Origin of the sequence: Thalassolituus sp. (genome assembly GCF_034111725.1) — a bacterium.
In the GTDB taxonomy this organism is placed as follows: domain Bacteria; phylum Pseudomonadota; class Gammaproteobacteria; order Pseudomonadales; family Oceanobacteraceae; genus Thalassolituus.
The window spans coordinates 1-21963 of sequence record NZ_JAWUWR010000040.1; the positions used below are offsets into that span (position 1 = coordinate 1).

General features: G+C 45.6%; 20 protein-coding genes and 2 tRNA genes. 15 read left to right on the top strand and 7 right to left on the bottom strand.

The window, feature by feature from the left end; translation table 11 throughout:
• Positions 1-182: 182 nt before the first annotated feature.
• Both cas3 and UXZ23_RS05855 read right to left on the bottom strand, forming a co-directional pair.
• A complete protein-coding gene (cas3, locus tag UXZ23_RS05850; protein ID WP_320819692.1) occupies positions 183-2909 on the bottom strand; it encodes a CRISPR-associated helicase Cas3' in 2727 nt (908 codons plus the stop codon).
• Between the two features lie 183 nt (positions 2910-3092).
• Positions 3093-3956 (bottom strand): WYL domain-containing protein, encoded by an 864-nt coding sequence (locus tag UXZ23_RS05855; protein WP_320819693.1) that lies wholly within the window; start codon positions 3954-3956, stop codon positions 3093-3095.
• Positions 3957-4122: 166 nt separating this feature from the next.
• Between UXZ23_RS05855 and UXZ23_RS05860 the strand changes: the two genes are divergently transcribed.
• Both UXZ23_RS05860 and UXZ23_RS05865 read left to right on the top strand, forming a co-directional pair.
• A complete protein-coding gene (locus UXZ23_RS05860) occupies positions 4123-4941 on the top strand; it encodes a LysM peptidoglycan-binding domain-containing protein (RefSeq protein ID WP_414491461.1) in 819 nt (272 codons plus the stop codon).
• 402 nt (positions 4942-5343) lie between these two features.
• Positions 5344-5727: a hypothetical protein gene (locus UXZ23_RS05865; RefSeq protein WP_320819694.1), complete on the top strand. Its 384-nt coding sequence runs from the start codon at positions 5344-5346 to the stop codon at positions 5725-5727.
• Positions 5728-5978: 251 nt separating this feature from the next.
• On the opposite strand, the gene nadN is transcribed toward UXZ23_RS05865, so the two are convergent.
• A complete protein-coding gene (nadN, locus tag UXZ23_RS05870) occupies positions 5979-7964 on the bottom strand; it encodes an NAD nucleotidase (protein ID WP_320819695.1) in 1986 nt (661 codons plus the stop codon).
• Positions 7965-8207: 243 nt separating this feature from the next.
• On the opposite strand from nadN, the gene UXZ23_RS05875 reads away from it, so the two are divergent.
• A complete protein-coding gene (locus UXZ23_RS05875; RefSeq protein ID WP_320819696.1) occupies positions 8208-8774 on the top strand; it encodes a hypothetical protein in 567 nt (188 codons plus the stop codon).
• 54 nt (positions 8775-8828) lie between these two features.
• On the opposite strand, the gene UXZ23_RS05880 is transcribed toward UXZ23_RS05875, so the two are convergent.
• Positions 8829-8905, bottom strand: a tRNA-Val gene (locus UXZ23_RS05880).
• A gap of 91 nt (positions 8906-8996) precedes the next feature.
• Positions 8997-11033: an excinuclease ABC subunit UvrB gene (uvrB, locus tag UXZ23_RS05885; RefSeq protein WP_320819697.1), complete on the bottom strand. Its 2037-nt coding sequence runs from the start codon at positions 11031-11033 to the stop codon at positions 8997-8999.
• Positions 11034-11201: 168 nt separating this feature from the next.
• Between uvrB and UXZ23_RS05890 the strand changes: the two genes are divergently transcribed.
• Positions 11202-12386 carry a pyridoxal phosphate-dependent aminotransferase gene (locus UXZ23_RS05890; RefSeq protein ID WP_320819708.1) on the top strand — a complete coding sequence of 395 codons (1185 nt, stop codon included), beginning with the start codon at positions 11202-11204 and terminating at the stop codon, positions 12384-12386.
• Between the two features lie 331 nt (positions 12387-12717).
• Here the strand turns inward: UXZ23_RS05890 and hda are convergent, their stop codons facing one another.
• Positions 12718-13413, bottom strand: a complete 696-nt coding sequence (gene hda, locus UXZ23_RS05895; protein ID WP_320819698.1) for a DnaA regulatory inactivator Hda — start codon at positions 13411-13413, stop codon at positions 12718-12720.
• A 9-nt stretch (positions 13414-13422) separates the two neighbouring features.
• Positions 13423-14433, bottom strand: coding sequence for a DUF2066 domain-containing protein (locus UXZ23_RS05900; protein ID WP_320819699.1), 1011 nt, complete (start codon positions 14431-14433; stop codon positions 13423-13425).
• Positions 14434-14598: 165 nt separating this feature from the next.
• On the opposite strand from UXZ23_RS05900, the gene purM reads away from it, so the two are divergent.
• The 11 genes from purM to UXZ23_RS05950 form a co-directional block, all read left to right on the top strand.
• Complete coding sequence (gene purM / locus UXZ23_RS05905) at positions 14599-15648, top strand: phosphoribosylformylglycinamidine cyclo-ligase (RefSeq protein WP_320819700.1); 1050 nt, start codon at positions 14599-14601, stop codon at positions 15646-15648.
• Positions 15645-16331 carry a phosphoribosylglycinamide formyltransferase gene (gene purN / locus UXZ23_RS05910; RefSeq protein WP_320819701.1) on the top strand — a complete coding sequence of 229 codons (687 nt, stop codon included), beginning with the start codon at positions 15645-15647 and terminating at the stop codon, positions 16329-16331. Before purM ends, purN begins: the two co-directional genes overlap by 4 nt.
• Before the next feature lie 39 nt (positions 16332-16370).
• A complete protein-coding gene (locus UXZ23_RS05915) occupies positions 16371-17129 on the top strand; it encodes a DUF3108 domain-containing protein (protein ID WP_320819702.1) in 759 nt (252 codons plus the stop codon).
• A 42-nt stretch (positions 17130-17171) separates the two neighbouring features.
• A complete protein-coding gene (gene dcd / locus UXZ23_RS05920) occupies positions 17172-17753 on the top strand; it encodes a dCTP deaminase (RefSeq protein ID WP_015487384.1) in 582 nt (193 codons plus the stop codon).
• A 29-nt stretch (positions 17754-17782) separates the two neighbouring features.
• Positions 17783-18826, top strand: a complete 1044-nt coding sequence (galE, locus tag UXZ23_RS05925; protein ID WP_320819703.1) for a UDP-glucose 4-epimerase GalE — start codon at positions 17783-17785, stop codon at positions 18824-18826.
• 105 nt (positions 18827-18931) lie between these two features.
• Positions 18932-19007, top strand: a tRNA-Asn gene (locus UXZ23_RS05930).
• Between the two features lie 27 nt (positions 19008-19034).
• Positions 19035-20321: a sugar transferase gene (locus UXZ23_RS05935; protein ID WP_320819704.1), complete on the top strand. Its 1287-nt coding sequence runs from the start codon at positions 19035-19037 to the stop codon at positions 20319-20321.
• 147 nt (positions 20322-20468) lie between these two features.
• Positions 20469-20540: an IS66 family transposase zinc-finger binding domain-containing protein gene (locus tag UXZ23_RS15630; RefSeq protein WP_414491462.1), complete on the top strand. Its 72-nt coding sequence runs from the start codon at positions 20469-20471 to the stop codon at positions 20538-20540.
• Positions 20541-20707: 167 nt separating this feature from the next.
• Complete coding sequence (gene tnpA, locus UXZ23_RS05940) at positions 20708-21007, top strand: IS66 family insertion sequence element accessory protein TnpA (RefSeq protein WP_320819705.1); 300 nt, start codon at positions 20708-20710, stop codon at positions 21005-21007.
• The gene (tnpB, locus tag UXZ23_RS05945; protein ID WP_015485607.1) at positions 20994-21350 is read left to right on the top strand and encodes an IS66 family insertion sequence element accessory protein TnpB; all 357 of its coding nucleotides are present in this window, start codon (positions 20994-20996) and stop codon (positions 21348-21350) included. The genes tnpA and tnpB overlap by 14 nt, the downstream gene beginning before the upstream one ends.
• A gap of 23 nt (positions 21351-21373) precedes the next feature.
• On the top strand, positions 21374-21963 hold a 590-nt coding region (locus UXZ23_RS05950; RefSeq protein ID WP_320819706.1), incomplete at its 3' end, for an IS66 family transposase zinc-finger binding domain-containing protein.

Here is a 21963-nt window from a genome sequence, read left to right on the forward strand (position 1 = left end):
ACTCGCTAACTTACTGGCTAACTTACTGGCTAACTTACTGGCTAACTTACTGGCTAACTTACTAGCTAACTTAATGAGTTGCCTCTGAGTAGCCAGCTCGTATAATCCTTTGCGTTCTCCTTCCATAGGAGATGAACCGCATAGCCATAGAATGTCGGCTATAAGGTTTTCTACGTTCCCCGCTATGCGGGGCTTTTCTCGTGAAATCCTAATTTTTCATCATACGCAAACTGCGCATCCAGTTCTGGCATCCAACATTGCAGGTACTTAATCTGACTATATCGTTTCTCTAATCTCTCAACATCACCCTGCCACTTAGCCGGTACAGCCATTAGCTTGTCGGCAAATGATCCTTTACTCACTTTCACGGTACTTAAAGCTATTGCGAACTGGTCATCCGCCACCCACGGCTCTAATGATCCATCTAGGCCTTGTTTTAATAAAAGTACATCGGCGGTTTCAATATCATTGTATCGGGTTGTCATATCTGAATTATCTTCATGCCAGCAGGGATGGCTCTTATCGCTATAGCCACATTTCTTCCAATTGATTATTTGCTGGTACGCTTTATTTGCTTTTGCACTTTCATCGCCAATAAACGTATCTTCCTTTTTATCAAAGATGCTTGGCATACGCTGATGCGCATCTTCACTGTAAACTGCTTCGATAAGAGTTCGAGCACCTTCGGGCATTCTGATGACACCCTCTTGTCTCAATACTTGTAAACCCAACCATAACCGACCCGGTGTTTGATATACGTATTCGGTATTCTGAAAATCGCGAGATAACCAATTGCTCTCGGGTGTATCAGTAAATATGGGGCAATGGACATAAAGTACAGGAGCAATTCGGCTATCTTTAATACCCTGCTGATAGACACCCTCTTCATTTCTAGTATGACGATGCAGTCGCCCTGCTCGCTGAATTAAATCATCTATCGGGCATATATCTGAGATCATTATGTCAGTATCGGCATCCAAACTTTCTTGAAATACTTGAGTAGCAATCAATACTTGGCCTTTTCTATCTGAAGTATCATTTTTCTTACCAAGGTTAGATACCACCTTTTTCTCAATACGCTTACGGTCATTAAGTACAAAGCGACTATGAAATAAGGTAACTCGATCAGTCTTATATAATCCTTCATTTTCCAACGCTGTTATCGCACTTTCATAAGCACTTTGCGCATCACCTACCGAATTACATACCCAGACAATGCTTTGCTGCTTCCGAACAGACTCAACGATTAAATCAATACACAATTGCTTTGAAGTTAAAAAATCAATATCAACCGAGCGACTAACATCCTCTCTACTTTCTAAAGCATTTTCGGTAATGGTTTGATTGTGCGCAGTGACTTTAGTCGCTAAAGGAAATGCTGTATTGGTTAATGGCTTAGGGTGGGCATTACCAGCTAGCAGCCATATGTCGCTTAATCGTTGACGCTGTTTTTGTGAAAGCGTAGCAGTTAATAATATTGCTGAACCGCCTTGCTGATGATGAAGTCTTAACAGCCCTTCTAGTAACTCAAACATGAAGTCATCGGCGGCGTGTACTTCATCAAAGATAAGAACTTTACGATACAAGCCAAGTAAGCGTAGTGATTGATGTCGCCTTGCTAATACCGCCATCAATGCTTGATCTATCGTTCCCACTCCAACAGGGGCTAACAGTGCTTTTTTACGAGAATCTCCTAGCCATTCATTACATTGTGCGGTCGCTGTATTATCCGACTGTGAATAGTTAGAGTCTTCAATTCCCGATGCGAGTTTTGCTTCTCGGAAGCGATCATCCATATCTCGCGCACCGTGAGCCAGTACGATACTCGGCTTTTTATTATCGGAGCCAGACAGCATCTTTAAGTAATAATCAGCAACTCGATCAAACATGGCATTCGATGTAGCCATGGTAGGTAGACCAAAATAAAAACCATCCGCAGCACCGACCTCTAGCAGGCGATGCGTCAGAGCCAACGCAGCCTCGGTCTTTCCTGAACCTGTCACGTCTTCGAGAATAAACAACTGCGGACTGGTATCGACCGTTACTGTTTCTGCCCAGTTTTGTAGGGGTGTAGGGTCGTATCCAAAAGATTCTTTAATAGATGTATATTTATTAACTTTTTGTGCCAACAATAAATCTGTAGATGACACCGCACGTTGCGCTATTTTTTTAGACTTAATCCAGTATTCAGATAATGGAATTGCTGTTGATGAGTATTCAAAGAAACTATTATCGGAGCCAATCCAATCCGCGAGTACTGCTATTCCGGCTAGAGTCCAACTCGTCAGCTCTAGTTTTCTTCTCGCATCTTTCGATTTGAACGTTTCGAATGGGAAATCAGGCACTAATAAATCAAATGTATCTTTAACAAAAGCGTTAGCCGCCTCTAGATTTTCTGGGACCGTGTATTCCTCATAATGTATAGGCATTTCATGTTTAATTGGTTGACCATGATGACCTAGCGTACATTCCATTAAAATCTCAAACAGCTTAGAGTCAAAGTCTTCTGGTAGTACAGATAAAACATTATCCTCACTGTTATAGTCATGAACGAAATATTCCCCCAATCTGTCGTGCCGAAAGTTTCGCCCCTCGTATGGGGTACAGTGAGCACGAAACAAATATCCGTCATCATTTTTATACAGGTTTTGGAAAGCAGATGTGAATTTTCCTAAATCATGAAGTGCCAGAGAGAATACAAACATCGACTGCAGCTGCGATGGTGAAATTTCTAGATAACTAGCAATATCCTTAGTTATTTGCCTCTCTTCTGCCAGTAATAGCATACCAACAGCAGCAACATCCAAAGAATGATATGCAAGTAGGTGATAGTCATCACCGCTACGTTTAGGATCTCTCTTTGCTTTACCCCAATAACGGTAATAGCTTGCTACTTCACCAGTGCTCATTACTATCATGTGCTCCTAAATATCCACCTGATAACTTATCACTCACAACCTTATAAAATTCGCCATCCTTGGCACCACATTCCTTTGTGCATCCCTTCTCGCTCCTTGCCTGAGTTATTCAACCTATCTTTAGCTCGTTAGACAATCACTGTTCATTTACACATGTCGGGTTTTCAGGCAGGTTTAGGTCAGGTATTTTTCTATGTCGTGTTGGCATTCGGGGGTCAGCATTATTTGCTGTGCTTCGGCTTTTTCTCGTAGTCGATCAAGTCCTAGATGCTTCAGTGTATAAATCAATAATGCTGCGCGTACTGTGTATTGGCATTGATAGCGCCCTTCGGCGTTTTGATTCATGCAGTAGTCGTAGGCTACGATTTCTTTCTTTGATTGGATAAGACGAATGTCCGGTTCTATGGTTAAGGTTAGCCAGGTGTTCCAGCGCTCATCGTCTTGTTCGCCAAGTTCTGCGGGGCCTTCATCGTCATATACTTCGGTAATGCGCGACAATACAAAATCGCGGAAATCCTGATTTTTTTCGCATCTGGCACGCACATGAAAGCGTGCACCATCGTGTATTAGATTGTGAGGGCTGATAATACGTCCTTCATACTCTGGGCTATTCATCGAAAGATACGCGATATCTAACTTTCGCTTATTTTGGATGGCGTTGAGAATTGGGCGTACGATTTCTGGACGGGGTGCGCGTCCAAATTGACGCATTGGAAAAGTATCTTTCAATGTCCAACCTGTCTGTTCGTCAGGTAGGTCCGCTTGAAAAAATCCGTAGATGTACTCTTCTAAAGAGCCAGTCGTTAACTGTGGGGTAAACTTTTCTGTTGTTCGGTGTGCTTTAGCGCTGGCATCGTAGATTAGATTGTTTGGGCAGGTGTCGTTGTAGCGATTTATGAGTTTGCCACCTAGCTCGCGTCCTATGTTAAAACTTTCCGCTATGTGTTTGGCGTTGATCCGCCCTTCCCATTGTGCACGCAGTTCGATGTATCTGAGTATTTGTTGATGTTGGTACGATAACGACTCGCGAACTTCCATTGTATATGTGCTCCTTGGTGATTCCTCGGTTACCTTAAGAGCATTTCAGTATGGTGTAAATGTCTTTGGCCGCCTAGGGCTTCAGACGCTGGTTACTGGGTAGCTTCGGATTGACCCTAGCAGTCTGGGCTTATACCATTCTCGCCAATTAGAGCTTATTCAAGGATTGAAAATGACTGTACTTATCCCTTTGCTGGATCGTGATATCCAGCTACATCAAGTGCAAGCAGGCGAAACACTATCAAAAATCATCGTTCGTTATCACGGAAATCTGCAGGCAGACGTTTTGCAAAGCCTTATCTCTGAAACGATGGCTGCCAACCCCCAAATTAAGAATCCTGATCTTATTTACTCAGGCCAATTGTTACAGATTCCTATCCCTGCCAGCTACGTCTCGACAGAAACTTGGAGCTACAAACCGCCGATACTAAAAGATCTGCAACCAAGCTATCTTGGCCCCGTTTGCAGAGACTGGAACAAAGCAACTCCGCAAGAGCGTTCTATGATGCCAAGCTTGATTGACGTATCACTGGCAACTGCTTCAGCAATGGCTGGCGGAGCGGACGCTTTGCTGAATAGCAATAAATCACTAATCAGTAAAATTGCGGTCAGCTATGAGCAATACAAGCAAGGTGCTATCAGCAAAAATCAGTACGACTATATTCGTAAGCAAACGATAGACAAGCTTAGCGAAAATATGAAGAGCACAACGCGTCTGTTTACCGGCGATAAATCGGTGAAGGAAGTTTTGCGTATTTCCCGTACCAAGGGCACAGTTCCAACAGCTAATATCAAATACGCTGCTAGTAAAATTGGTGATTACGGAAAAGCCGCTGGCTCCGTATATCAGTATATGGGAGAGGGAAATATTGCTGATACCACCGGTATAACTAATGTTTGCCGAAACATATTTGAACATGCATCGAAAACCGGCATAGACACTAATAAGTTACTAATATCAAACAATCTTAGTTCGGTACTTTAGAATGGATACTATACTCTTCAACATCATGATGACCCTGATGTTTATACTTTTATTTTCAGGCGTAGCCACTTGGGGAGGCGTTTTTCTTGTGTGCAATAGCTTTTCAAAAAAATATGACTCTACACTGCTAAGAAGCCCATACTTTACTCCGGAAGAGCAAGTAAACTACAAGGAATTTCCATTAAACTTGCACAAAACAGTAATATACATGAGTTACTTTTCTTACTCATTTATGTCAAAAAAACGATTCAAGAACAAACCTGAACCTAAAATCGATGCGCTTACAAAAATTTCGTCATATTCTATAATTACTCTGGCACTTATTACAGTCTTCGGATTTCTGATATTTCTTTCCATTGTAATCTACCTATACATTAAGATTCCGGTTTAGGATTAACACCAATGGATAAAATTGTTTTCGATCTAACGATGATATTAATGTTCATACTGTTCTTTTCAGGAATATTTATCTGGACAGGAATGGCATCATTGGCCGGATATTTCGGTAAAAATTATGACCACATATTATTGAAGAGCCCTCATTTCTCTCCTGAGGAGCAGGCTAACTATCGGGAATTCCCGCTATATCTTCATAAAACGATTATTTACATGACGTACTTCTCTTACCCCAGAATAACGAGAAAGAGATTCAAAAATACCGCTGCGCCAGAGATAGAATTATTCCCAAAAATTGCGTCATATACAATCACAACCACAGGACCAATCTCCGTAGCTTTATTAATCGTTCTGATCGGTTTAGTCGCATACCTATACAGCCAAATATAAAATCAAGGATGAAGAGTTCTTGATTAAGCCGAAAATAACACACTTGTCTTTTGGCTAAATGAAACGAAATTCTAAGTGCAGTCGTAAATGCCGGTATATCAGAATGCATGTGTCGTAAATGCTCATAATCTAGAGCCTGTCGCGCATAAGCTGCGCTCTTACAAAGTGCGGTTCAATTTCCATTAGCGTGATTATTTCGTTGCCCACAAAAAAACGGGAGCCGAAGCTCCCGTCCTATTTTCAGCAAAAGGCTATTTCATTTCACAACCCGCGCCTGTTGTGTGATTACAGCCGCTAGTATCAATGAATAACTGAGTTGAATACTCACTGACTGGTAGCTTGCCAACCTCTTGGGTAGCTTCTGTGAGGTCTTCTACGTAGTCGATGAAACCTTGGGCGTATTCTGTGAAGGTATCTTCAAATTCACCGGCATCATACGGTTCTTGAAAGGTGTCGTAGCCGTCTTGACCGGAGGCAATAAAGTTATTGGTCACTACGCGATATGTCGCAGCGGTATCCAGCGCCACCCAATCTCCATCGACCTGTGGATTTACTTCAATGTTACTAATACGGCTGCCTTTGCTTTGCGAGGCATCAACGTTGTAACGTAAACCAGAAGCATATGGATATGAACCGTTTGAACCACCGTTATCTAAGAAATTCGCCAGTGCATCTTCTAATACATTGATGATCTGTTGGCCTGTCATATCTAAAATCACTAAGGTGTTAGAGAAAGGCAGTAAGGTAAATGCATCAGCAATAGTGACGTCTCCAGCAGCTAAGTCCACACGCACACCACCACCATTTTGTATGGCGATATCTGCAGTTGGCGATACTTTTAAGAAAGCTTTAGCCACAACGTTAGAAATATCAGAACCACGCTCATAAGTTGCAGAAGAATCACAAAGCGACGAACGTGAATCACCCGGCACACGAGACAAACAAAGATCGGTGGCATTTGTTCCAATCACCGTTTGCTTTAGTACGTCGACGTCTTGATCAAAGACCGCCAGTAATGCCGCAGTGGTGGCATCTTCTTGGGCGATAACAATTTCGTCTTCAGCGGTCAATTTGGCCGCCACATGAGTGACATCATTGCCCTTTAATGAAAGCGTTGAGCCATCACTATCTTTGTATTTAAACGTGTTGCTAATTGGTAAATACGGATGACCGCTACAGGCGGTTACTTTGCCGTTGGCATCGAAGCTAACATCAAGCTTGCCCAGCATGTGCGCATATTCCCAAGCTTGTACTACACAAACGGTGCTACCAGTACTATCGGCCACGACTGCTGGATAATCGGCGACGGGATTGAATCCTAAATCACTGAATGTGCTATCGCCCAATAAGGTATGTGAGTCGCCGCCGACAATAACGTCAACACCGTTTAATGCTGCTGCCAGTACAAGATCGCTGGTGTATTGGTAATGAGTCATCAATACAATTTTATTCACGCCTAGAGCAGTTAATTCGTCGATGTACTTTTGTGCAGTTGTGGTTTCATCGAGGAACTGAGTATCGGCATCTGGGCTTGAAGAGTTTTTGGTTTTACCAGCAATATCGATACCTATGATGCCTATTTGTTGGCCATCACGCTCAACGATAGTGTAAGGCTGAAGATAGCCTTCTTTAACCGCTGAGGTTGCGCCCGGTACGACGTTTGCTGCTAGAGCCGGCGTTTCACACGCCGTTGAATTTAGAGAATTTAGGAAATTAGCAAGGCCGCTGTCGCCATCATCAAATTCATGATTTCCTAGTGCAAATGCATCGAAACACACTTGATTCATCATTTCGGCATCGGCGCGACCTTTGAATAATGAATAATACAAGGTGCCGGTAAGGGCATCCCCCGAATGCAGTTTTAGTACGTTATTAGACTGCGTACCAAGTGTATCGAATAAACTAACCAGCAAAGGAAAACCGCCGTAGGTTACTGAAACACTCGCTATGGCTGAATCGTCGCTAAGCTTAGTAGATAACCCCAGTGACGATACATCATAACTGAAGGTTTCAGCAGCAATGTGCGAGTGGTGATCATTCATATGAAGAATGGTCAAATCCAATGCCTTACCTTCAGTTGCTACTGGCGCTTGCTGGCCCGTTTCACCTTGTGAACCCTGCAAACCTTGTTCGCCTTGTTCACCTTGTAATCCTTGCGGACCACGTTGGCCATCACCGCCACATGCAATAAGACCCGTGCTTAATGCCGCCAACATACACAGCTTAAAACTTTGCATACATAACCCTTTCACATCTAGTTTAATAAAATTTATTAGAGGGTATTTGGAGTTCTTTACGCTGAGGTTAAAGAAAATGGTCATAGATATGACAAACGTCTTCGCGAGGGTACAAAGTTAGTTTTAAGATTTAGTCCGCATTGGTCAATTAATGGTGATCGATTTTAACGTTGACGCTAAACCTTCTTTCTTTTGACACATATATCAGTAGAATCAAACACTTAATTGACAGCGGAGCTTCCTGTGGCAAGCTTACATGAAAGAAAATTAGCCATCGTGGCTGATCTTCATTGGTCATTGGAAGAAATGAGAGCAAAAGAAGCCGGTAAGCAATTCCTGCTTAACGTCGCGCAATTTCTACCGGTATACAGCCCCGCACTCCGTCAAATTTATAGCGACTACACAACGTATTTTACAAAAACGAGTGTGGTGATATTGCCAGACCCTGTCGATTTCACCTGTACTTACTCGCATATTCCTGAAGAGTCGATAAAAAGCACCGGCTTATTGCTTTATCCAAGCGCGGATGGATTAGCGGTGAATATGCGTTTACGCAACAAAAAAAACATTAGCATGCCCCTTCAAAAAGCTTTCGGCCTAATTCAACAACAATTAAGAGGGCCATTTTTACCGATTATTAAACGTGGTGATTTACGCGACTTTAAAGAGTTAACACCCTGCTTGCATTTAAATGCACTGGTTCCGAATAAAGCCGGGTCCCTTTCGCGCTTTTCACAACGAGATATCGCTAAGGCATTAGCTGAACGCTCTAACGAATTGCAGTTAGCCGCTCACCTACTCGGGGCTTAAGTAACGTCCATAAAAAAACCCGCAACAGTTACCTGATGCGGGTTTTTAGTATCTTGGTAGGACTACCCAGATTCGAACTGGGGACCTCTACCATGTCAAGGTAGCGCTCTAACCAACTGAGCTATAGTCCTGAAGAGGCGCGTATATTAGCTATGGTCGGTTTCTAGTGCAAGCCCTTTTTTAACCCATAAAGACCGGCAAAAGTCGCTAAGAATCAGTGGGCTAGCTATTGGCGATCATTTGCTCTTTCATACGGTGCAGCAAATCGCGCAAGCGCGCAGCCTCTTCAAAGTTAAGATCTTTTGCAGCTTTAAACATCTGATCTTCTACTTCACTTACCCGAGCGCCAAGCTTATGAGCTGGTAAATGTTGCCAGTCATTTGCGTTGTAGTCGGCTGCGTTTTCGGCCACTTTCTGTTTACTGCGACCATTGCGATTGTGAGTCTTTTTACCGGGAGCTGGTGTCGCTTCAAGAATATCTTCCACTGACTTCATGACGCCTTTCGGTGTAATGCCGTGATTGGTGTTGAATTCAACTTGTTTTTCACGACGGCGATCGGTTTCGTCTATGGCCTTTTTCATTGAATCGGTAATACGATCCGCATAGAGAATCGCTTTACCGTTAAGGTTACGGGCGGCACGACCGATGGTCTGAATCAATGAACGCTCGGAACGCAAGAAGCCTTCTTTATCGGCATCGAAAATCGCGACCAAGGAGACTTCCGGAATATCCAAACCTTCACGCAGTAGGTTAATGCCCACCAGTACATCAAATTCGCCAAGGCGCAGGTCGCGAATAATTTCCACACGTTCAACGGTATCAATATCTGAGTGTAAGTAACGCACACGTACTTGCTGCTCTTGCAAGAAGTCGGTGAGATCTTCCGCCATGCGTTTGGTTAATACGGTAATCAGTATGCGCTCGCCTTTCGCCGCACGCTCATTCAGTTCGTGCAGAACATCGTCAACCTGCCCCGTCGCTGGGCGAATTTCAATCACAGGATCAATCAAGCCGGTTGGGCGAACGACCTGCTCAACGACGTTATCTTGGTGCTCTTTTTCGTAGTTGCCCGGCGTTGCAGAAACAAAAATGCACTGCGGTACTATGGATTCCCATTCTTCAAAACGCATGGGGCGGTTATCCAATGCCGAGGGTAAACGAAAACCAAATTGGACAAGGGTTTCTTTGCGCGAGCGGTCACCGCGATACATACCACCAATTTGTGGAATGGTAACGTGCGATTCGTCTACAAAAACGAGGGCGTCTTTGGGAATGTAATCAAACAAAGTCGGTGGCGGTGCGCCCTCTTCACGACCTGATAGGTAACGCGAGTAGTTTTCGATACCCGAGCAGTAACCCAGCTCTTGCATCATTTCGATGTCGTAACGGGTGCGCTGTTCTAAACGCTGAGCTTCTACTAATAGATTTTCTTTCCGGTAATAATCTAAACGCTCATCCAGTTCGACTTTGATGCCATCGATGGCGTCGAGAATTTTCTGCCGTGGCGTTACGTAGTGGGTTTTAGGATAAATGGTGGCGCGAGCTAAGCGATTGCGTATAGCACCCGTTAGAGGATCGAAAGTGCTGAGCTGTTCTACTTCGTCGTCGAACAGTTCAATACGAATGGCTTCGTCATCGCTTTCTGCCGGGAATACATCAATCACTTCACCACGTACGCGATAGGTACCGCGGTGAAAATCCATATCATTGCGGCTGTATTGCAACTCGGCCAAGCGACGTAACACTGTACGTTGATCAATGCGATCACCGCGCACCATGTGCAGCATCATTTTGAGATACGAGTCCGGATCACCCAAACCGTAAATAGCGGACACAGTGGCCACAATAATGGCGTCGCGGCGTTCTAATAAAGCTTTGGTTGCCGATAAACGCATCTGCTCGATGTGTTCGTTCACCGAGGCATCTTTATCAATAAAGGTATCCGATGACGGCACATACGCTTCGGGTTGGTAGTAGTCGTAATAAGAAACGAAGTACTCAACCGCGTTATTGGGGAAAAATTCTTTAAATTCGCCATAAAGCTGCGCCGCTAATGTTTTATTGTGCGCCATGATAATGGCTGGCCGTTGGCACTCGGCAATCACATTCGCCATGGTAAATGTCTTGCCGGAGCCCGTGACCCCTAGCAATGTCTGCTTTAACAGACCTGCGTTTATGCCCCCTACCAACTGTTTGATGGCGTTTGGTTGATCACCAGCGGGAGAATATTTGGATTTCAGCTCAAATGCCTTGCTCATCAGGATTCCAGTTAAAGGCTAAATCTTGTAGCATTATAGGGTTTTTTGCGTAGCAGAACCCAAGTTCCACATCGGACTAGGACTGTAACTGATTCAGTTCGGTTCAACTAGGCCCACGTCACTTGTCTACTATGCAAGCCCCGACCACTGTCGTTTTTGAGGATACACATTTTGGACCTGCAACTGTCTGATCGCGTACAACAGATCAAGCCTTCTCCTACTCTGGCGGTAACCAACCGCGCTGCAGAACTCAAGGCAGCTGGCAAAGACATTATTGGCTTGGGTGCAGGTGAACCGGATTTCGATACTCCGGATCACATCAAACAGGCGGCAATAAAAGCCATTGAGAACGGCTTTACGAAGTACACTGCGGTTGACGGAACGCCGGGACTCAAAAAAGCCATTATTAACAAACTGCAAAACGACAACGGCTTAAGCTATGAGGCGAACCAAATTTTGGTGTCTTGTGGTGGTAAACAAAGCTTCTTCAACCTTGCCTTGGCCTACATCAATAAAGGCGATGAGGTTGTTATCCCTGCTCCGTATTGGGTGTCGTATCCTGATATGGTGATCATTGCTGAAGGTGTGCCGGTTTGTATCGAAACCGACGAAAGCACGCGCTTCAAGATCACACCAGAGCAACTAGATGCTGCAATCACAGACAAAACGCGTTTGGTGGTACTGAACAGCCCATCGAACCCTTCTGGTGTTGCTTACACCAAAGAAGAACTGCAAGCGTTAGGTGCGGTGCTGCGCAAGTATCCTGATGTATTGATCGCTACCGATGACATGTATGAGTACATCTGGTGGGCCGATTTCGCCTTTGAAAACATAGTAACGGCGTGCCCTGATTTATACGACCGCACCATCGTTCTTAACGGCGTATCAAAAGCATATAGCATGACTGGCTGGCGTATTGGCTATGCTGCTGGCCCTGCCAAGCTGATCGGTGCGATGAAAAAAGTACAATCGCAAAGCACGTCTAACCCGACGTCTATTTCTCAAGTTGCGGCTGAAGCAGCGCTGAATGGCGGTCGTGATTGCGTTCTGCCTATGGTGAAAGCCTTTAAAGAACGTCACGATTACTTAATTGCGGCGCTGAATACCATTCCGGGTTTTAGCTGCATTGAAGGCGACGGTGCATTTTATGCCTACCCAAGCGTGAAAGAAGCGATGAAAACCGCTGGTATTGAAAGCGACGTTGAATTCGCTGAGAAGCTATTGCTTGAAGCGGGTGTTGCTTTGGTGCCTGGTTCTGCCTTCGGTACGCCGGGTTATATGCGTTTATCGTTCGCGACCAGCATGGATGTGCTGAAAGACGCGGTTGAGCGTATTAAGAAAGTTCTGAGCTGAGATCATCCGGTTTAGGATTTAAAAAACGCGGCTTATTAGCCGCGTTTTTTTATGGGGTTTATTTACAAGGAAAGAGAATTTGTAGGAGCGATTCAATGAACGTTTTTTGATCACATTTTTTGTTAATAGTCGCGATGAAATTATTTGTTACGCCGGATTAAATCGAAAAATACGTTTTCTGTAGGAGTCACTCAGGGAGCCTAAGCGAGCAGTGACGAAATAAGATGCACAGCCAAAATCGGGAGTGCGCACAAAAAGCGTTCGTTGACTCCCTCCTACAGGTACGGCAGTCCAACCGATCTAATGCATATCGCACCCTGCCCCATAATCCTCACCACCCCATCTCTGCTTTAATAAACGGGATCGTCAATTTCCGTTGTGCGGTTAACGACGCTTGATCCAGCCGTTCGAGCAAATCAAACAAGGCTTGGCTATCGCGCGGCCCACGGGTAAGGATGTAACGCGCTACATCATCCGTTAGATTTAAACCCCGACGATGCGCGCGCAGCAGCAAGGCCAATACTTTCTCTTCGTCGGCCAATGCCCCTACCTGATACACCATGCCCCAGCTCAAACGCGAGGTCAGATCTGGAAGCCGAATTCCAAGTTGTTGCGGGTTGGCGTTCGCGGCAATCAACAAATGGCTTTGGCGATCACGAATTCGATTAAACAAATGAAAGATGGCTTCTTCCCATTCTTCATTGCCAGCAATCACTTGCAGATTATCCAAGGCAACAAGCGGCAGTTGCTCCATCGACTCGAGTACGTCGGGGCCCATTTCGACCAGCTCGTCTAACGGGAGATAGACACTATGATGACCTAGGCCTTCGGCATAATGGCAAGCGGCCTGCAATAAATGACTGCACCCTACTCCTGATGCGCCCCACAAATAAATGAAGGGTTCGCCGCGGGTAGTCCACTGCTGCTGTAATGATTGAACGATTTGTTCGTTAGGGCCCGCATGGTAATTAGCAAAGCGGGCATCGTCGCGAATAACAACCGGAAGCGTTAACTGTTGATGTTCCATAACTGAATCTTAGGGCTGCCACTGCAAAGTATTAGGCTGATCGGTTTCTTTTAAACGTTTATCCAAAGCCAATACATCCCATGTCTGAGGCCAGCTGGTTGCTAACGTCAAACTGAGGGTGACTTCATCTTGGTTAACGCTGAGCACTCGGGTATTCGATATGGCTATGTGGGCATTGAGGTAGTTCAACAAACGCTGGTAATCGCTGAAGTTCGCCACATGATTAACGCGAATAACGTAACCATCGGCACTTGTTTCGGCATTCTCTGTAACTGCGTAGCGGCTTGCTAAGGTATCGGCTAACTTGTCGGCGACTTGCAAAGCTAGAACGTCTGGGGATGGAGCTTGCACGCTAAACTGCGTGGTATCGGCACCGTAACTGAATTGACCAGCAAAGTACCAAGACGATGCACTAGGAATAATTCGGCCTGCTAAATAGCCGTCCACTGGATAGCGTTCACTTGCAAGGGCGATATCCTGACTGAACAAGCCCCACAAACGCTCGACTGGCAAAGCAAGTTCGTCATCTAAATCATTGGTAGGAAATAGCACTGGGATGCCGCGCTCTTCCATCGCATTTTGAATGGCGCTGCGCACAATAAGATTTTCTTGAGTCACCATGCGCTGCTGACCGTCAGTTTCTTGCGCTAACCACACTAAGGTTAAAGGCCGACTGCTGCCCCAGACCGGTTCGCCTGCCCGCTTCAACAAGGCTTGAATTTGAGTGGCTGAGAAACTCACTTGCAGGAATAACTGGCTCTGCTCGCCTCGGACGTAGCGAATTTGGCTCACCATAGACTCAGCGTTGCTCTGCTCTTTCTGTAACAAAGGATTCTGCAAGGTGGCTGCGTGACCCGACACTTTGACTAATACTTGCTGATAAGCCTGTTCGATACCGGCACGACGATTCGCTGCCGACTGATCCGTCACCACGACGCGCACGTCGTGCAATCCAGAAACGACGACGGCATGTGTGGTAAAGCTTAAAAAGCCCAACAAAATAAGCGCTGCAATCCGCACTTTTACTTCCTTAGATTGTTATCAGACGCGGTATTGTGCCATGAGCAACGAATATAACCAGTGAAGATAAGTGTTCTTTTGCGCTTTTCGGCATTTCCATGATGCAGGATGCAACACAAATCGTTAGAATACGCGCCTTTCCATTGGCCACCCAGTGACAACGGCATGAGCGAATCAAAATCCCTGAGTTATAAAGACGCGGGCGTCGACATCGACGCTGGTAATGCATTAGTAGAACGGATCAAAGGCGTTGCAAAACGTACCCGTCGCCCTGAAGTCCTAGCCGGACTGGGAGGCTTTGGCGCACTGTTCGAACTTCCTCAGGGTTATAAACAACCTGTGTTGGTTTCGGGCACCGATGGCGTGGGCACTAAATTGCGCCTCGCGATGGACCTAAATAAACACGACACCATTGGTATCGACTTAGTCGCTATGTGCGTCAACGACCTAGTTGTTGCCGGTGCTGAGCCGCTATTCTTCCTCGATTATTACGCTACCGGTAAGTTGAACGTTGACGTTGCCGCTGCGGTTGTTGAGGGTATCGGCGAAGGTTGCTTCCAAGCAGGTGCCTCTCTGGTTGGTGGTGAAACTGCCGAAATGCCAGGTATGTACGAAGGCGAAGACTACGATTTGGCGGGTTTCTGTGTCGGCATCGCCGAAAAAGACCAGCTGATTGATGGTTCTCGTGTTGCGGCTGGCGATAAGCTAATTGCACTGGCTTCTAGCGGCCCACATTCGAACGGTTACTCGTTGATTCGCAAGATCATCGAAGTATCGAAGGCTGATTTGTCTGCTGATCTTGATGGTCAATCCATTGCGGATGCCTTAATGGCGCCAACCAAGATCTATGTGAAGTCGGTATTGAAGCTAATCAATGCGTCTGACATTCACGCGCTGTCTCACATCACGGGTGGTGGTTTCCAAGAAAACATTCCACGTGTTTTGCCAGACGACTGTAAAGCCGTGATTGATACCAACAGCTGGCAGTGGCCAGATGTGTTCAAGTGGCTGCAGGAAAACGGCAACGTGAAAACATCCGAAATGTTCCGCACCTTTAACTGTGGCGTTGGCATGATCATCGCGCTGCCAGAAGACAAAGCAGACTCTGCCATCGCTCTTCTGAATGCAGAAGGCGAGCAGTCTTGGCTTATTGGTGAAGTTCAAGCACGTAGCGAAAATGAAGATCGCGTTGAGTTTCTTGGAAACCGCGCATGAGTGAAGGAGTCACATCGCTTTATGGCGCAACCGAGCCAGATACACCTCGCGTTGTGATTCTGATTTCCGGTGGTGGCAGCAATATGACTGCCATTGCCGATCAGGTCAGTGCTGGAATGATAGATGCGGAAGTTGCTGTGGTTATTTGTAACAGCCCTGAAGCTGCCGGCCTACAGAAAGCACGTGACCGCAATATTCCTACCGACGTTGTTGACCATCGTCAGTTTGCCAGCCGTGAAGACTTTGACCGTGCCTTAATGGCCAGCATTGATAGCTTCGAACCTGATTTGGTCGTGCTTGCCGGCTTTATGCGTATTTTGACGGCTGAATTTGTTAACCGCTACGAAGGGCATATGATCAACATTCACCCTTCACTGCTACCCAAATATCAAGGCCTACACACGCATCAGCGTGCCATAGATGCCTGCGATACTCAGCACGGTGTGACTGTTCATTTTGTGACCGAAGTTTTGGATGACGGCCCGAATATTATTCAGGCCGTTGTTCCTATATTTGACGGTGACGATGCTGCGACACTACAAAAGCGTGTGCAACAGCAAGAGCACGTAATTTTCCCGATTGCCGTTAAATGGTTTGTGGAAGGTCGTTTACGCATGGTGAAGAACGCTGCTGAATTGGATGGCAATAAGCTTCCGAGCACAGGTTTGCAACTGCAAGGTTAATCAACTGTCTTACACATCATCGATCAGGGAATGCTTACTATGATGTTTCGTTCAATTTTGTTGATGTGTGTCATTGGGCTCTTAGCAGCCACGCCACTGACATTCGCAGGCGACACAGCGGCTAAAACTTCAGAAACAAACGTCGCCGCAACGGCACCCGCAAGCCAAACTCTCACGCCATTCACAATCAGCTATCGCAGCGAATGGCATGTCGGTTGGTTTTCGTTTGATATCGACGCCTCTCGCACCCTCAAAAAACTAGATAGCGGTGAATGGGAGTTAGCATTCGACGCTGAAGCGAGCATTGCGAGCTTACGCGAAACGTCTCAATTCACGTTCGTAGATGGCCGTATCCTGCCGAACACCTACAAATACCGAGCTTCTGGACTAATCGATGAAGATGACCGCACGCTGACCTTTAAGGCTAACGATCAGACCGTTTTTAGTGATGAGAAAAACAAGCTCTATACCGACCAATGGCAAGACGGCATACAAGACAACATTACTTATATGTTGCAAGCAAGTGTTGATCTGGCGAACGGCCAAACCGAGTTTGAATACCCAGTATTCGAAAAGAAGAATTCCAAGCCCTTTCGCTTTAAAGTAGTGGGCGAAGAAATACTTAAAACCCCTGCCGGTAAATTCCGCGCGGTAAAAGTTGAACAATTGCGCTCGGATAAACGTCGGCAGATATTTGCTTGGTTTGCAATTGATCAACACTATGCGTTAATTCGCATGACAGATAAAAAAGATGGCAAAACTCGCTATCAGATAGATGCAACCAAGCTTGAGTTTTAACTCGCTTGGCACCGCTAACAACGACATTTTTTGGAATACGACATGCGACTGAGTGATGGCGATATCGAACAACGAATAGCCGAAGGCCAAATAATTATCGAGCCTAAGCCACCTGCGGATGCCATTGCAGGAATCAGTGTCGATTTGCGCCTTGATCATCGCTTCCGTGTGTTCAGCAACAACTCTGTTACTCACTTAGACTTATCTGGTGATCGCGCTCAGCTTGAACGCGATATCGACCGCATCATGAGCAAAGAAATCGAAGTGTCTGATGAGCGCGCACTATTTATTCATCCCGGCGAGCTTATTCTTGGTGCAACCATGGAATCCGTTACGATTCCAAATGACTTAGTCGGCTGGTTGGATGGCCGTAGCTCGTTAGCGCGACTGGGCTTAATGGTGCACGTAACCGCTGGACGCATTGATCCCGGCTGGCATGGTCAAATTGTTTTAGAATTTTACAACAACGGCAAACTGCCACTAGCACTCAAGCCTGGCATGGTGATCTGTGCCATGTCGTTTGAAATGCTTAGTAGCCCTGCTCTACGTCCGTACAATACCCGCGCAAACGCCAAATACCGCGACCAAACTGGCGCGACTGGCAGCCGGATTTCCAAAGATTAAGACGACAAATTAAGGATAGAGACACGATTATGGCAACGATTTTAGTTACCGGTGGCGCAGGATATATCGGCTCCCACACTTGTATTGAACTTCTCGAAGCTGGTTATGACGTTGTTGTTGTCGATAACCTGAGCAACAGCAGCCCAGAATCGTTAGCTCGTGTCGAAAGAATCACCGGCAAAACAGTGACCTTTATCGAAGGTGATGTCCGTGATCGCAAACTATTAAGCAGCGTATTTACCGACAATCAAATTCATGCAGCCATTCATTTTGCTGGCTTAAAGGCGGTTGGTGAATCCTGCCAAATGCCGTTGGCATACTATGATAACAACTTGAACAGCACGCTCGCTCTAGCACAGGTGATGGAAGAGTTCGGTGTTAAAAACTTAGTCTTCAGCTCATCAGCCACTGTGTATGGCGACCCTGAGCAACTGCCGCTAACAGAAACCATGCCGTTATCAGCAACCAATCCTTACGGTCGTTCGAAGCTCATTATTGAAGAAATGCTGCGCGATCTGCCTGAAGCCGACAAACTCGGTAATGCCACGACGCCATGGGCAGTGATTTTATTACGCTATTTCAATCCTGTTGGTTCACATAAGTCGGGCTTGATTGGTGAAGATCCAAAAGGCATTCCAAACAACTTAATGCCATATATTTCCCAAGTGGCCGTTGGTCGTCGTGAGCAACTCTCGGTATTTGGGGGCGACTATAATACCGTCGATGGCACTGGTGTACGTGATTACATCCACGTAGTCGACCTCGCCAAAGGCCACGTAAAAGCCGTGGATAACCTCCTAGGAGCGACCCCTGTCAGTGGCGTCGAAGCATTCAACTTGGGAACCGGTGACGGCGTTAGCGTACTGCAACTCGTCAACGCATTCGCAGAAGGCAACTCTGTATCGGTGCCCTACACCATTGTCGACCGCCGACCCGGTGACGTCGCAGCCTGCTACGCCAACGCCGAAAAGGCTCTGGACATATTAGGCTGGAAAACCGAGCTGTCGCTAACCGACATGGTCGTTGATACGTGGAACTGGCAGAAGCAGAATCCAAACGGCTACAGCCTGTAAATTAATTGTTAGCTTTGAAAATAACTAACAAAATCAAACACTTTTAAGCAAAGTGCTGTTGACAGCCAGAAAACCGCTGGCATAATACGCAGCACTTACTGATGTTCCCCGATAGCTCAGTCGGTAGAGCAGTAGACTGTTAATCTATTGGTCGTTGGTTCAAGTCCAACTCGGGGAGCCACTTATTTTTTCCCAAGGTGCGGGTGGCATGGTCAAAGGACATTCGATAGACAGTTCCCTCCAGCCAGCATCTAAAAGCAATAAATCACTTTTCGCCCATATAGCTACTTTGCTAACAGGTCTCGTAATATCCGGATTAGCCATAACAGGGATATCATCTGTTACGTCGGGTTTAGTATTCTCTGCTCCACAGTTTTCAAACGTACTAGTTGGCGCACTCTCTTGCTACCTAATCTCAAGCTTAACTTTGCATAATTTGGGAAAGTACCCCGGTAACAAACCACTTTCCTATCTACTGCCTGTTGTCATTGTAAATCTACTAATTTTTACAGCTGTAATTAATTTATTTCGCTTGGATTATTCTCGAACCGTACTCGTTATATCCTCCATAACAGTTCCATTAGTTACTTATCTTGAGTTCCGTATTCGCCAAGGTATGCAGACTGGACGTTACGCCGTTGTGCCCTACGGATTCTACGCCAAACTCATTGATTGCAATCCTGACAAGTTTTATGTACTCACGACCCCTCGTTTATTGAATGATGGCACTAACGGCATTATCGTCGATAGCAACGAACAGCTTCCAGCCGAATGGCAGCAATTCATCGCTGAAGAATTGTCTAAAGATACACCGGTTATTGACTCAGTAGCAGCTTACGAGTCTATCACTGGGAAAAGCCCGTTAGATCATTATGGCGAACTTGCCAGCCATGATTTATTGCCATCGCAAGTCTATTTAGGTGCCAAAAGAGTTGTAGAATCAATACTCGTTATATCGACAGCACCATTGACTATACCTTTTGTTCTTTTAGTAGCGGCTGCAGTTAAAATTGAATCTAAGGGCCCTGCCTTCTTCATTCAAAGACGAGTGGGAAAAGGCGGCCAAGAATTCAACATGTATAAAATTCGTAGCATGTGCCTTGACTCAGAATGCGAGGGAGCGCAATTCGCAGGAGAGAACGATCCGAGAATAACGCGCATCGGACGCTTTATTCGCAAAATGCGAATTGATGAATTGCCGCAATTTTTCAATATTTTGAAAGGTGACATGGCATTAATCGGCCCCCGCCCAGAACAAGCTGCCTTTGTTAAAAAATTCGAAAAAGCGATTCCGTTATATAGCTTTCGTCATATTGTTCGGCCTGGAATCACCGGATGGGCGCAAGTCACTCAAGGCTACGCAGCAGACGAAGATGAAACTAGAGAGAAGCTAGCGCACGATTTCTACTATGTGAAAAATCTGAGTGTGTGGCTAGATTTAGACATCGTCTTCAAAACAGTGAAGACGATGTTGACAGGATTCGGGGCTAGGTAATATTATAATCTACTGGTTAAAAGTAAACTAGTTGTTAAAATCAGCCCTCCTAGGGAGGATATTATTCATGCTCCTCCTGAATCCGATAAAATATGCCCGCACGATGGCAAACAACTAAAGTACTGGGCCGGTGATGATCACTAACAACTGAAAATCATACCCGTTCAAATAAAAGTAATTCGTCACAAGCGCTTAAAATACACATGCCCCCTGCTGTGATAATTATATAGTTACTGCGAAAAAGCCCACGCAATCGATTGAAAAGAGTATACCTGCGTGAATTTTTTCCTTATATCTCGGTACAAAGTAAGCGCTCAAACAACCCCATCTAAAACCCACGCCAAAATCCATTTAAGCTGTCTTCAAATTATTTAACGAGACAGCTCATGACCAAATCGAAACAATGGCAACAACACCTTAATCTCTGGCACGCCAGTGGATTATCGCAAGTCGCCTTTTGCCAGCAGCACAACATAGCCGTTCATAATTTTCAGTATTGGCGTAAACGTTTGTCGCCCAAGACCCAGTTAACGAAAACCAAGGCTCTGATCCCTATCACTCTAACGTCTTCGGCTCCTGCACGACTACGATTAGGCTCGCAGGTGTTGATTGAACTGTCAGCCGAGGCCTTACCCGATCTATTGCTGGCTCTCAATGACCGAGGACTTTTGTATGCTTCGGCCTAGCGCATCGGTTCAGGTGTATTTATACGCAGGCGCGGTGGATATGCGCAAGTCGATTAATGGCTTGTCCGCTCTGATTGAGCAGGAGTTAGAACTCAACCCCATGATCAATGCGCTGTTCGTCTTTTGTAATCGTAACCGCGATAAAGTTAAGCTACTGTACTGGGAACGCAATGGCTTTGTGTTGTGGTACAAACGGTTGGAAAAGCAACGCTTTAAATGGCTAAAGCCGACCGACACTGCATCTCTCTGCATCGACGGTTACCAGCTGAACTTATTATTGGATGGGCTGGATATTTTTAATAATAAACCGCATGAAACGCTATTTTACTCTGCTATAAATTAACGGGTTTGGTATAATCCAATCCCATGAAAACACCACCGACTGATCACTTACCTGACGATATTGTTGCGCTAAAACAACAGCTTTTAGCGCAGCACCAGTTATTGCAATCGCAACAGAATCAGTTGAAAAAAAAAGAACAATTAATTCATCACCATCAAGTACTGTTAAATAAGAAACAATCACGTATCCAGTTTTTGGAAGAGCAGATCATTCTGTTTAAACAGCGTCAGTTTGGTAAAAGCAGCGAGAAGAGTGATCAGCAAGCCGAATTGTTTGATGAAGTCGAACGTGAGGACGATGCCTTCGCCCCTGAAATCGCAGAGTTCATCGATGCAGAAGTGAGTATCGCAGAGTTGGCCTCTGATGCTGTATCGTCTGCGCCTAAAAAAGCCTCCGGCCGTAAACCTCTGCCTGCGGTATTACCGCGAGTACGTATCGAACACGACCTTGCTGAAGCCGATAAACGTTGTGTGTGTGGCTGTATGAAAACCTGCATTGGCGAAGACACCAGCGAACAACTGGATATTATTCCTGCCGTGGTTCAGGTACTCGTTCATGCTCGCAAAAAATACACGTGTAAGGCCTGCGAAACCGGCGTGCACATTGCTGAACT